General features: G+C 63.2%; 14 protein-coding genes. 7 read left to right on the top strand and 7 right to left on the bottom strand.

Annotated features, from left to right (window positions below):
* The 3 genes from JOE56_RS11135 to JOE56_RS11125 all read right to left on the bottom strand — a co-directional run.
* Nucleotides 1-1,465: PHP domain-containing protein (locus JOE56_RS11135; RefSeq protein ID WP_204516023.1), on the bottom strand; the 1,465-nt coding region annotated here is incomplete at its 3' end.
* Nucleotides 1,465-3,021 carry a DNA polymerase Y family protein gene (locus JOE56_RS11130; RefSeq protein ID WP_204516022.1) on the bottom strand — a complete coding sequence of 519 codons (1,557 nt, stop codon included), beginning with the start codon at nt 3,019-3,021 and terminating at the stop codon, nt 1,465-1,467. The genes JOE56_RS11130 and JOE56_RS11135, both read right to left, overlap by 1 nt.
* Nucleotides 3,014-3,649 (bottom strand): hypothetical protein, encoded by a 636-nt coding sequence (locus JOE56_RS11125; RefSeq protein WP_204516021.1) that lies wholly within the window; start codon nt 3,647-3,649, stop codon nt 3,014-3,016. The genes JOE56_RS11130 and JOE56_RS11125 overlap by 8 nt, the downstream gene beginning before the upstream one ends.
* Nucleotides 3,650-3,715: 66 nt before the next feature.
* Between JOE56_RS11125 and JOE56_RS11120 the strand changes: the two genes are divergently transcribed.
* Complete coding sequence (locus JOE56_RS11120; RefSeq protein ID WP_005884377.1) at nt 3,716-4,183, top strand: tRNA (cytidine(34)-2'-O)-methyltransferase; 468 nt, start codon at nt 3,716-3,718, stop codon at nt 4,181-4,183.
* A gap of 69 nt (nt 4,184-4,252) precedes the next feature.
* Entirely contained in the window at nt 4,253-5,083 is an 831-nt protein-coding gene (gene thiD, locus JOE56_RS11115) for a bifunctional hydroxymethylpyrimidine kinase/phosphomethylpyrimidine kinase (protein ID WP_204516020.1), read from the top strand.
* Nucleotides 5,084-5,152: 69 nt separating this feature from the next.
* Here thiD and JOE56_RS11110 read toward each other — a convergent pair whose 3' ends face one another.
* A complete protein-coding gene (locus tag JOE56_RS11110) occupies nt 5,153-5,410 on the bottom strand; it encodes a type B 50S ribosomal protein L31 (RefSeq protein WP_005884373.1) in 258 nt (85 codons plus the stop codon).
* A 142-nt stretch (nt 5,411-5,552) separates the two neighbouring features.
* On the bottom strand, nt 5,553-6,287 hold the full coding sequence (locus JOE56_RS11105) for a phosphatase (RefSeq protein WP_204516019.1): 735 nt from the start codon (nt 6,285-6,287) through the stop codon (nt 5,553-5,555).
* A gap of 12 nt (nt 6,288-6,299) precedes the next feature.
* On the opposite strand from JOE56_RS11105, the gene JOE56_RS11760 reads away from it, so the two are divergent.
* Together JOE56_RS11760 and JOE56_RS11755 are read left to right on the top strand one after the other, a co-directional pair.
* Complete coding sequence (locus tag JOE56_RS11760) at nt 6,300-6,965, top strand: TetR/AcrR family transcriptional regulator C-terminal domain-containing protein (RefSeq protein WP_420867792.1); 666 nt, start codon at nt 6,300-6,302, stop codon at nt 6,963-6,965.
* The gene (locus JOE56_RS11755) at nt 6,944-7,138 is read left to right on the top strand and encodes a TetR family transcriptional regulator (protein ID WP_420867791.1); all 195 of its coding nucleotides are present in this window, start codon (nt 6,944-6,946) and stop codon (nt 7,136-7,138) included. The genes JOE56_RS11760 and JOE56_RS11755 overlap by 22 nt, the downstream gene beginning before the upstream one ends.
* A gap of 1 nt (nt 7,139) precedes the next feature.
* Here the strand turns inward: JOE56_RS11755 and JOE56_RS11090 are convergent, their stop codons facing one another.
* The gene (locus tag JOE56_RS11090) at nt 7,140-7,292 is read right to left on the bottom strand and encodes a hypothetical protein (RefSeq protein WP_204516016.1); all 153 of its coding nucleotides are present in this window, start codon (nt 7,290-7,292) and stop codon (nt 7,140-7,142) included.
* Nucleotides 7,293-7,521: 229 nt separating this feature from the next.
* On the opposite strand from JOE56_RS11090, the gene JOE56_RS11085 reads away from it, so the two are divergent.
* A complete protein-coding gene (locus tag JOE56_RS11085) occupies nt 7,522-7,770 on the top strand; it encodes a hypothetical protein (RefSeq protein WP_204516015.1) in 249 nt (82 codons plus the stop codon).
* A 46-nt stretch (nt 7,771-7,816) separates the two neighbouring features.
* Here the strand turns inward: JOE56_RS11085 and JOE56_RS11080 are convergent, their stop codons facing one another.
* The gene (locus JOE56_RS11080) at nt 7,817-8,500 is read right to left on the bottom strand and encodes a DUF998 domain-containing protein (protein ID WP_338028667.1); all 684 of its coding nucleotides are present in this window, start codon (nt 8,498-8,500) and stop codon (nt 7,817-7,819) included.
* Between the two features lie 601 nt (nt 8,501-9,101).
* On the opposite strand from JOE56_RS11080, the gene JOE56_RS11075 reads away from it, so the two are divergent.
* Together JOE56_RS11075 and JOE56_RS11070 are read left to right on the top strand one after the other, a co-directional pair.
* Nucleotides 9,102-9,311, top strand: a complete 210-nt coding sequence (locus JOE56_RS11075; RefSeq protein ID WP_204516013.1) for a heavy-metal-associated domain-containing protein — start codon at nt 9,102-9,104, stop codon at nt 9,309-9,311.
* A 70-nt stretch (nt 9,312-9,381) separates the two neighbouring features.
* A complete protein-coding gene (locus tag JOE56_RS11070; RefSeq protein ID WP_204516012.1) occupies nt 9,382-11,652 on the top strand; it encodes a heavy metal translocating P-type ATPase in 2,271 nt (756 codons plus the stop codon).
* Nucleotides 11,653-11,654: the final 2 nt, after the last annotated feature.

Raw genomic sequence — 11,654 nt, 5'->3', positions numbered from 1 at the left:
CGGAGTGGATCCCGAGGTGACGTGGTGAGTTGTGCAAGTCCCGCGCCGCTTCCAGAACAGGGCCGGGCACGTGGGGTGGTTCGTCGGCGTCTGGGGACAGGGCTCCGCGGTGGGCGGTTTTTGCGAATGCGTCCTGCTGGCCGGGGCTGTACCCAAAAGCCGAGGCGGCGTCCCGGATCGCTGATTTTGTGCGGTACGTGATGACGTTGGCGACTTGCGCTGCCCGCGTCCGATCGTATGTCTGGTACACGTATTGGATCACTTCTTCGCGCCGGCCCGATTCAATGTCAATGTCGATGTCCGGGTACCCAGCTCTCTGCGGGCTTAAGAACCGATCGAAGAGCAGCTGGAACTTCACCGCGTCGACTGCGGTGATACCCAAGACAAAGCACACCGCTGAGTTCGCGGCTGACCCACGTCCTTGGCAGTAGATGCCGTTGGTGTGACAAAACCGGGCAATGTCTTCCACGATGAGGAAGTACCCGGCGAACCCCATCGAAGTGATCGTGGCCAGTTCGGTGTCGATCTGTTCCCACGCGCGCGGGTATTCCGAACGCTCACCATACCGGCGCCGAGCCCCCGCGTATACGAGTTCACGTAGGTGTTCATCTGCGTCCCGCCCCGGGGGAACTGGCGCCTGCGGGAGTCCCACTTGGGCACCCGACAGCTCAAACGCACATTCTTGTCCAATCCGGTGGGCTGTTTCCACCGGACCAGCCCCAAAGCGTTCCTGCATGTCATGGGGTGTGCGGATATACGCGGTGGCGTCGGCCGGTAGCCACCCGGCCAGTTCGTCCAAGGAGGCGTGCGATCTGATAGCAGCGCGCACGTGTGCCCCGCGGTATCCCGACCTGTGCGCATAGTGAACCGCGTTCGTGGCCACGGTGGGAAGTTTCGCACGGCCGGCTAAACCGGTGAGGTGGTCAATCCGCGCATCGTCAGTGGGGTATCCAAAGCGGGTCAGTTCGACCACAACCCGGTCTGGAAACAGCTCGGCCAGACCACGGAGTGCGCTGATGCCCCCGTCAGGGTCGCCGAGGTGGGGAATGAGTGGCCCTTTGCGACACCCCGTGAGGATGTACCAGTCGGGGTCTAAGGCAGCGAGTTCTTCGAGGTGGAAAACCGGGCGGTTTTTCTCGCCGTGTTCATACCCCCGAGAGATCGCGCGTGACAGTTGCCTGTACCCGTCGACACTGCGGGCAAGCACTAGAAGGTGAGTGGCCTGCGGGTCTTTTTGCCCTGGAATCTTGTGCGTGAGCCCCACGGACAGTTCCGCCCCAAAAACAGTGGGAATTCCCACGCACTGGGCTTCTTGCGCAAAACGCACGGCACCGTACAGCCCGTTGTGATCGGTCAAAGCCAAGGCGGACAGCCCTGCAGCATGTGCCGCGTGCACGAGTTCTTCCGGGTCTGAGGCCCCGTCGAGGAACGAGAAGTTCGAATGCGTATGAAGTTCGGCGTACATCACGCGTACCTCCCCACGATGGCCCACTGCCCGGCTTCTTTGCACAGCACGTACGCTTCACCGGTTTCGGTCACAATCTGGCACCGCACGTGGTACTGGTGCTTACCCCACCACTGCGTGTCTACGGGCCAAGCGGAAGAAAAGTTGGTGACAGCCTGCGTGCCTTCCCGAGTGCGAAGAACCCGCGGGGTGCTGTCCAGCCCGGCAGGTCTGGCAACAACCGGCTCACCGTATTCGTTGAGCAGGTCTACGGGCGTGTTTTCTACCAAGGTGGGCCGAGGTGGTGGCAAGGCTCCGGGCCACGGCGCCTGGGGGTCGCGGGCGGGTTCAGTGCTGTGCCTCCAAGGGGTCCACAGGTTCGTTTCCTCAGGTGATCGCCCTCCCTGCAGGGCTGGGACGTTCACTGCGTCGATTCCGAAAAGTCCTTGGATGCGTTCGAGTGCGGCACTGACGTCGTCGGTGTGTGGGGCAAACAGGTTCGACTGGGCGCGTAAGGGGGCGACGAGTTCTTGTGCGAAGAACTCGATGTGGTGTATTCCGTCCTCGTTGGCATCACTGCCACCGCTGTCTTCTGCGTGCGGGGTTTTTTCGGTGCGTGACCCTTGCCATCCTGCGGCTTGCCAGCGCACACGGTCGGCCAGCGTGGTTTCGGTGAGCGTGTCTAAATGCCATGTACGTTCATACGTGTCGTTGGATGCGTGTAGCACGATGCGCACGTGCGTACAGACCAGTCCGGCTTCTCGAATGCGCTCAACGAAATCGATGGCCAGTTCGCGTGCTTTAAACGAAATGATGTCGAGCCTGCCCGTGGGCGGTTCAACAGGCGCGCTCACGGTAAAATCGCGAGATCGCACATGTTCCCGGGGAAGTTCGTAGGTGTGCCCGGAGGCAAGAAGCCACGCACGCGCACCTGTTTCCCCGAACCGGGTGTAGACCTGGGTGCGTGGCAGAGTCGCTAACTGGCCCAATCGGTCGATTCCTAAACGGTGCAGAAGAACGGTGAGCGGAGTGAACTGGGAGTCGACAAGCCTCAGCCGATCCACACTTAACGGCGCTAGAAACTTCCCCGTTCTCCCCGGTTCGACGCGGGTTTGCGAGTCTGCCGCCAAAAGGGCGGCGAACGGGGTGTCCGCAATTCCTGCGAAAACCTCCCACCCGGTTGCATCGATGAGTTCCGTCAGCAGATCATGCACGGCACGCTCTTCGTTTTCATATGTGCGTTCAAGGGAAGAGATGGGGATCGTGACCGTTCCGGGGTGAAACAGGCTAAACCATGCCACCATGTGGTCCAGAACAGTCACGGCGGTGGCGAACTCTTGATGGTCACGGTCCAGGTCGAACGGGTAGACGTGCGCGTGCGGGCACCGCAATTGCGCACTCCGAGTGTTCATTCCACGTACAACACCGTGTTTTCTGGCGCTCGCGTTCGCCGAATACACAACGCCTGCCCGCACAACCATGACGGGTTCGCTCACGTTGATGTCTTCACGGAGCGTAACGGCAAGCGCCGGCCAGTCGGGAACCGTGAGAACGAGTGTACGCGCACCTTCAGACAAGACGAATCACCTGCGAAGACACCTGTTCCGCGCCGGGTAGTTCGATGCGTGTACTCCCCATGGCAGGGTTCGTCACGCGCACCGAATAGCCACTGAGGTGCCCTGACCCGTGGTCGAGCCCTTCCCACCGCGGTTCAGAAACAGTGAGCTTCTCCCCCGCGTGGGGAAAGTCGCGCAGAACAATCAGCGACATGTTCTTTTCGCGCACTTTGCTGTGAAGGCGAGACCGTTGCCCCGGGCTCATCTGTACCGGTTGCGTAATGACGATGGCAAACGTGTCGATCAGAATCGACAGAGCTTGCACGCGATCCCCCGGCTCAACGGCAACATTCACAAAATGGTCCAGCGCAACGTCGAAATCCCCCAGGGCCGCGACCGCGGGAACGCCCACCCCCAGGCTGGCGCACCAATGACGTTCCTGCGTTGCCTTCGACACGACCGCCAGAGCAACAGAAAACCCATGTGTCCCCACAATCTGGGTGATGTCGCCGCGCCGCAAACCACCTCGGGAAAAGACAGAAGGCAGCGCACCGGACACGGGGAACACTGGCCGTGACGTAGCCAGGTCCCCCGCGGTACGCACGCCCGGTAGGCTGCGGAGCTTATCGAAATCACGCAGAGCAGACACACAAACATTATCGAACACATGTTCGAAGTATGCAAGGTTTGCCGGCAACCCGATTAGGATTGCACCATGCCCATTCAGATCGTGTTCCACACCCCCGAAATTCCCGGCAACACCGGAAACGCCATACGTTTAGCGGCCGTGACAGGCGCGCACTTGCACCTGGTTGAGCCCCTGGGGTTCGACCTTAGTGACGCAAAACTCCGCAGGGCGGGACTGGACTATCACGATCTGGCGCATGTCACCGTCCACCCCACGATCGAGCACCTGTGGGAGGAGCTGGGACACAAGCGCGTCATCGCGTTCACCACGCACACCACCCACACATTCGACACAGTGGAGTACACCTCCGACGACGTTCTCCTGTTTGGAAAAGAGTCCACGGGGTTGCCCGCCGAGGTCGCAGAAGACCCGCACGTGGACCTAGCCGTCCGCATTCCCATGTTGGAAGGCAGGCGCAGTTTGAACCTGGCGAATTCGGCCTCAATCGCCACCTACGAAGCATGGCGCCAGCTGGGGTACCCGGGCGGAAAATAGCCCGCTGGCCGCTCATATAGAATCTGCACGTTCACGTAATCATTCACACGTTCACTCACAGGAGGACCTATGACACGCCGCGCGCTCACATTTGCCGGTCTCGATGTTTCCGGAGGGGCAGGACTTTCCGCAGACCTCAAAATGTTCGAAGAGTACGGAGTTTTTGGCTCCACTGTCGAGACCTGCATCGTGACGTTCAACCCAGACAAGGAATTCGTCCACGAAATCGAGTTCGTGGCTGAAGACATCGTTGCACGCCAGCTCACTTCGGTGCTGGGCGTCCACTCCTTCGACGTCATCAAATCCGGCATGCTGGGTTCCGTTGACAACGCGCTGGTTCTGGCGGACCACATTGAGAAGGCACATATCCCGTACGTGTTTGACCCGGTCCTGGTATGTAAGGGCGCAGGCACCATGGTGGACCTGAGAGACCTGTTCCTGGAAAAGCTCGTTCCGCACGCCACCGTGATCACCCCCAACCTCGAAGAAGCAGCCACCTTGGTAGGGGCAGAGTCCTTGGACAGTGTGGAAGGCATGGTCGAGGCGGCCCGCACGTTGCACAGCAAGGGTGCAAAGAACGTGATCGTCAAGGGTGGCGCGCGCCTCGACGGGCCAACCGCGGTCGATGTCATCTTCGACGGAACCACCGTCACCGAACTGTCGACAACCAAGGTCAACAACCACCTGGTCAACGGTGCCGGTTGCTCGTTCGCATCATCGATCGCTGCCGGGCTGGCAACCGGACTTGACGTGGTAGCCGCGGCGACCTCGGCGAAAGAAAAAATTGCTCACGGCATTGCCGCCTCAATTCAGAACGAGACCGGCGTGCGCTCTCTCCTCCACTGCGCGTGGCGCACCCAACCCACGGACAGCATCACCGTGGAAGCGCGCACGCTGTAGGAGCCATAAAGAGCTCAACAAACAAGAATGGCCGGCACATGAACGTGCCGGCCATTATTGATATACGTGTTACTTGCGCTTTCCGAAGCCCTTGTAGCGGTCCTTGAACTTCTCAACGCGTCCAGCGGAGTCAAGGATGCGCTGCTTACCGGTGTAGAACGGGTGCGAAGCCGAAGAAATTTCAACGTCGACCAGTGGGTAGGTGTTTCCGTCTTCCCATTCGATGGTCTTTTCGGTCTTCACAGTCGAGCGCGTGAAGAACTTGGTTCCAGATGCCAGGTCGTTGAACACAACCGGGCGGTATTCCGGGTGAATATCTTTTTTCATGGTGATCCTTTGAATCTCGAGAGCCCTGATGCAACCGGGTTGCCCGCCAGTGCTCAAATTCTTATGGCTGACGTGTAAAACGCCAGCAACCAACTATACCCGAATGTGCGCTCAGTTCCACATCGAACAGCCCCGTGGCGCGTTAATCGCGACACACGTGTGCGATGAGCGGCTCATACAGGTGTGGCGGAATGTTGTCGTCCAGTGGAACACACACTTCGACCTGCTCTTGAGCCTGCGCTACGAACAGCGCTGGGTCATTGCAGTCCGCGAATCCCACGGTGCGGATGCCGGCGCTTCCGGCAGCCCCTGCCCACCCGTGATCGGCGACCACCAGATCTGGCGCTTCTACCTGTTCCAGCACCGCCTGGGCGGGCTCAGCCAGGTGGGTGTGCGGGAGTCCGCCGTGCTGATGCCACACCCAAACTCCCAGCACCGTGCGCGCGTCTCCCCCGATCTCAACGGGCACAAAGTCCGTCTGCTCGACCGTGCGCGCGCCCAGGCTTACAGCCCAGTCCCGCATGCGCACATGTACCGGCAACAACCCGCTGGGGTGGCCGGTCGCAAACAGGATGCGGCCACCTCGGGAGGCGACGTCCTGAATGGCGGTCCGCATCAGGTCTAATTGTTCGATGCACCGCTGCGTGGAGATGGTGTCCACGCCTTCCGTGAAGTCTGGGTCTGGGTTTATCCCGCACGCGTCGACCATGAGCTGAAACACCGAGTCATAGTCCCAGTCGCGGGTCAGCGTCACCCCAAAGTCGAACTGACGCTCCCCAGCGAGGAAGCGGTGGATGTGGAGGAGGTTAATTTCCCGAGGTGTCGCGACCTTTCCGGTGATGGCCGCCTGTTCGAGTTGCTGTGCGAGTGTTTCCACGTTTCAGTCCTTATGTTGGGTGAGGGCGAAGCATGTGACGGCAGCTGCGGCTGCGACGTTGAGCGAGTCGACGCCGTCGCCGAGCAGATCAGGCGGACGGAGGCCTCCGGCGATCTCTCCGGTGACCTGCTCGTCTTGGCATGCGGCCAGTTGAAGCTGGTGATGACCCCGGAGCTGGTGCGTCTGCGGCGCACGGTGATCGCCGAAGCCGAACGGTTCCCCGAACTGGCCGAGGCATCCTACCAGCGCGGGCCCGGGCGCCCGATCGCGGTGCGGCGCGAGCTCAGGATTCTTGCCGACCGCCATGAACAGGGACAGATAGACTTCCATCTCCGCCCACCGCTCCGGACTCAGCGGCAGGAACTCGCAGGCAACGGCCTCGACTTCGCGGCGATCAGTCACAGGGAGCAACGGCTCAACGCGCCGGCGCACCCTCTCGAGCACCAGCTCCAGGGCGAACACCAGCAGCTCATCCTGGGTCGCGAAGACATGACGCAGGGAACTGACCGTCGGGTCGGCCTCTGCGGCAACGTTGCGCACCGAGACCCGGCCAACACCGTCCCTCAGCAGGACCCACCAGGCAGCATCGCCCAGTTCCTCACGGCGACGGGCATGGTCAGTCAGCTTCGGCATGCCACCACCGTAACGGTACGATCGTGTCACCACAATCCGAAGTGAGAATCAAGGGACGAGGCGTTAGATTGTTCGCTCCAGCAGGCCTCGACGCGGTCCCAGTCCGTGACATCACGACGCAGGCTAGCGTTTCACCGAGCCTCGCCATTGGGCACTACGGCTCGAAGGACGGAGTGCACGCCGCAGTCGACGGTGAGGACGACTGCGGAGCGGTTTAGTCTAGATCATGAACCAGAATGCTATGGTCAGGTCGACCTTGTCAGGAACCGGGCCGACGAGCTCGTTGCGAATGATGTCGGCGAAGTCGCCACGATGCTGAATCGCTTCCGCCCCAGCGTGGGAAAAAGCGACGTTCTGCAGCCACCTGCCCAACGATTGAAGATTCGGGCAAGTCGGAATCGGACAGCCGCAAATTCGACCGAGCACAGCCAAGGTGCCGGGCACGCTACTGACGGGCCTTCTCGATCATCTCCGTCATCTTGCGGTCGCGCTCGGTCTCTGGAGGCATTGCTTCGAGAAGCGCTCGAGCTTCTGCCGGTACTCCGGGTTCATCTCATCGGCTCCGACCGCAGCCGGGTCGAGCTTCCGCGTAGTCTCGGCGATGCGGGTATCCACGAAGCCCGCGCTGGAAGACTGGCCGCTTACGGCGATCCTCGACCTGTTCGTCCGCCGTGCCGCCACCGCGCTGAATGACGGTTTCGCCCGCGACCTCGTCTGTCAGATCGCCGGAGCCCTCATCCACAAGATGCTGCTTTGGGGCGACCGGTCGCCAAGCACCGACCCGAAAGCCTACGTCGAAGCGGTCCTCGAGGGCATCGGATTCCCCTGCCGATCCGGCCAACAGAAGTAATCGCGGCCGCAGCTCTCCATGAGCGGGCACGCCGAACACATCCCGTTCATCGTGTTCGGATCGTCGGCGATTTAGCAGGACCCGTGGCCTGCCCGCGATGTCCGCGGCGTCTCAAGAGAGTTGCTCCGACGAGTGCCGTCCAGAGGCTGAGGGTGTCGAAGGAGAGTCGTTCGGCGCCGCCGAAACCCACCCAGTGCACCTCGACGCCCTCCAGCGCGGCGAGGAACGCTGCGAACCCGACCAATGACACCACCAGCGCCACGATGGTGAGTCGCCGGAAGTGCCCGCGTTCAGCGGCCACGGCGAGCAGGCCCATGGCTAGCCACTGCGTGACGGCCTGGCCCAGTGCGGCGAAGTCATGCACGCCAGGATGCGTGTCCCACGGTGCCAAACCGACGATCGACACCGACAGTCCGGTCAGTGCGATCACGCTCGTCCCGGTACGACCCGAGCGGCTGTCCCACCAGCCGTGCAGCAACAGCGCACCGATCACGATCAACACACCGGAGACGACCATACCGGCGTTGAACAACTGGTGCCAGGGAGAGCACACCTCGCGCACCTGCTGGCCCTGCTCGGAGAACCCTCCACAGACGGTGACTCCGAGATCGCTGATGGCGTTGTCCCTCACCGAGTACCCCTGGGGCCACCGCAGCGCGACCAGCAGCTGTACCGGAAACAGCACGGCGCTGGCCAACCAGGCCACGGCTCCAGCGCGGTATCGGTTCACGACATCCTTCGTCAATTACCATACGTTCGTATGGGAAGCATACCGAGTGCTTCAGACGACCACAACCCCGCCCGCGTGGCCCGAGGAGCACAGCCGGTGATGGACGCTGTCGTGCGCGTGCTGGTCCGCGGCGGACGGAACGGGAAGGGCCGGAATGCTCTCGGCCGTAGGTGCGGAGACACAGGTAGAGTCGCCGCCGTTCATGGCGTCTGCACACCCGCCGGAACCGTGCACCGCGCGCTGCGCCCCGGACGCGCTCGACATGGAGGCGGTAGTCGTCGTTCCGGCCGACTGCGAGGATGCATGAGCCGACGACGCCATGGAAGTCGTCGACGCTACCGACCCGCCGATAAGCGCGTGCATGCCGAGGAGACCCATGATCAGCAGTGCAGTGAGTACGACGAGCTGCAGCCAGTGCTGGCCGCGACAGGGTTCAGGAGTCGCGCTCTTCACAGCCACAGCATACCCCGGTGGCGTATCACCTCGAAACGTTGGGTCCATTCAAGAGCGAGCCCGACTCACCTTGCAGGAATACCCTATATGGGTATATGGTTCACAAGATGGTACCCACCGGGGGTACCCAAGTAGAGAGGGTTATCCGATGACTGCCAATGAGTACCAAGTAACGGGCATGACTTGCGGGCACTGCGAGGCGTCAGTCCGCGAGGAGGTCGGCGAGATCGCCGGTGTCACCGGCATCGAGGTCAGCGCTCAAACCGGCCGGCTGGTCGTCACCGCCGAGGGCGACCTCGACGACGCGAAGGTCCTGGCCGCCGTCGAGGAGGCCGGCTACTCGGCCGTGCGCGCCTGATGAAGGCCCCGGCCAGCCTCGCGGCCCACGGCACTGCATGGCCGCGGCAGAGCAGAGAGAAGGAAGTGACATGAGCACACCAGGGCCACTGAGTGCGGACAGCGACATCGAGCTGGAGGTCGGTGGGATGACCTGCGCCTCCTGCGCGAACAGGATCGAGCGCAAGCTCAACAAGCTCGACGGCGTCACCGCGAGCGTCAACTACGCCACCGAAAAGGCCAAGGTCACCGTGCCCGCCGGCTATGACCCGGCCCTTCTGGTCGCGGAGGTCGAAAAGACCGGCTACACCGTCGCCCTGCCCCGGCCCGAAGGTGCGACGACGGACTCCGAAGGCAACGATCAGGACCCAGCCGATGACCCCGAACTGACCTCGCTGAAGCAGAGGCTGATCGGGTCGATCGTGCTCACCGTCCCGGTAATCGCGATGGCCATGGTTCCGGTCCTGCAGTTCACCTTCTGGCAGTGGGCCTCGCTGGCTCTGGCCACGCCGGTAGTCGTCTGGGCGGGCTGGCCGTTCCACAAGGCCGCATGGACCAACCTCAAGCACGGCACGGCCACGATGGACACGCTCGTCTCGATGGGCACGAGCGCGGCGTTCCTGTGGTCGCTCTATGCATTGTTCCTCGGCCATGCCGGCATGCCGGGGATGACGCATCCCTTCGAGTTCACCATCGCGCCGTCTGACGGCGCGGGCAACATCTACCTCGAGGCCGCCGCGGGTGTGACGATGTTCATCCTCGCCGGTCGCTACTTCGAGAAGCGCTCCAAGCGACAGGCCGGTGCCGCGCTGCGCGCCCTGCTCGACCTCGGGGCAAAAGAGGTCTCCGTCCTGCGCGACGGCGTCGAGACCAAGATCCCGATCGGAGAGTTGGCCGTCGGCGACGAGTTCGCCGTCCGCCCCGGCGAGAAGATCGCCACCGACGGCACCGTCGTGACCGGCACCTCGGCCGTGGATGCCTCCATGCTCACCGGCGAGTCCGTTCCCGTCGAGGTCGTCGCCGGCGACGCGGTGACTGGGGCCACGGTCAACGCCAGCGGGCGTCTTGTCGTGCGGGCGACCCGGGTCGGGTCGGACACCCAGCTGGCGCAGATGGCGAAGCTGGTCGAGGATGCCCAGTCCGGCAAGGCCGCCGTCCAGCGCCTGGCCGACCGCATCTCCGGCATCTTCGTGCCGATCGTCATCGCCATCGCCCTCGTCACGCTCGGCGCATGGCTGATCTTCGGACCCGGCGTCTCCGCCGCCTTCACCGCAGCGGTTGCGGTCCTCGTCATCGCCTGCCCCTGCGCCCTCGGCCTGGCCACCCCGACAGCGCTACTGGTCGGGACCGGTCGCGGCGCGCAGATGGGCGTCCTCATCAAGGGCCCCGAAGTCTTCGAATCCACACGCAAGGTCGACACCGTCGTCCTCGACAAGACCGGCACCGTCACCACCGGCAAGATGACCTTGGTCGACGCAATCACCGAGCCGGACATTGACCGCACCGAGCTGCTTCGCCTGGCTGGCGCTTTGGAGGACGCCTCCGAACACCCGATCGCCCAGGCCATCGCGAAGGCCGCGGCCGTGGAGGGCGGGCAGCTGCCGACACCGGAGGATTTCGCCAACATCGAAGGCAAGGGCGTCCAGGGCGTCGTCGACGGTCGCGGCGTGCTCGTCGGCCGAGAGTCCCTGCTGGCCGACTCGTCCCAGAAGCTCTCCTCCGATGTCGCAGCCGCCAGGGCCGAGGCCGAGGACGAGGGCAAGACCGTCGTCGCCGTCGGCTGGGACGGACGGGCCCGCGGGATCCTCGTCGTCGCCGACGCCGTCAAGCCCACCAGCGCCGAGGCGATCCAAGGACTGAAGGACCTGGGACTCACTCCGGTCCTGCTCACCGGCGACAACGAGGCCGTGGCCCGCCGGATCGCCGCCGAGGTCGGCATCGAGAAGGTCATCGCCGAGGTCCTGCCCACGGACAAGGTCGACGTCGTCACCGGCCTCCAGAACGAGGGCAAGGTCGTCGCGATGGTCGGCGACGGCGTCAACGACGCCCCGGCGCTGGCGCAGGCCGATCTCGGCCTGGCGATGGGCACCGGCACCGACGTGGCCATCGAGGCCTCCGACATCACCCTCGTGCGCGGGGACCTGCGAGCCGCGGTCGACGCGATCCGCCTGTCCCGCAAGACCCTCGGCACGATCAAGACGAACCTGTTCTGGGCCTTCGCCTACAACGTCGCTGCGATCCCGATCGCGGCGCTGGGCATGCTCAACCCCATGCTCGCAGGCGCGGCGATGGCGTTCTCCAGCGTGTTCGTCGTCGGCAACAGCCTCCGCCTGCGCGGGTTCCGCAGCGTCGCCAAGCAGTGACG

The organism is Brevibacterium paucivorans, assembly GCF_016907735.1.
GTDB lineage: Bacteria > Actinomycetota > Actinomycetes > Actinomycetales > Brevibacteriaceae > Brevibacterium > Brevibacterium paucivorans.
The sequence above is the reverse complement of the archived record's forward strand: the minus strand, read 5'-3'. Positions and strand labels throughout refer to the sequence as shown.

Bases quoted from the DNA above. Each gene is read 5' to 3' on its own strand.
- JOE56_RS11120 (WP_005884377.1), top strand. From the start codon at position 3,716: ATGCCCATTCAGATCGTGTTCCACACCCCCGAAATTCCCGGCAACACC.
- thiD (WP_204516020.1), top strand. From the start codon at position 4,253: ATGACACGCCGCGCGCTCACATTTGCCGGTCTCGATGTTTCCGGAGGG.
- JOE56_RS11110 (WP_005884373.1), bottom strand. From the start codon at position 5,410: ATGAAAAAAGATATTCACCCGGAATACCGCCCGGTTGTGTTCAACGAC.
- JOE56_RS11760 (WP_420867792.1), top strand. From the start codon at position 6,300: ATGTTGGGTGAGGGCGAAGCATGTGACGGCAGCTGCGGCTGCGACGTT.
- JOE56_RS11085 (WP_204516015.1), top strand. From the start codon at position 7,522: ATGCGGGTATCCACGAAGCCCGCGCTGGAAGACTGGCCGCTTACGGCG.
- JOE56_RS11075 (WP_204516013.1), top strand. From the start codon at position 9,102: ATGACTGCCAATGAGTACCAAGTAACGGGCATGACTTGCGGGCACTGC.
- JOE56_RS11070 (WP_204516012.1), top strand. From the start codon at position 9,382: ATGAGCACACCAGGGCCACTGAGTGCGGACAGCGACATCGAGCTGGAG.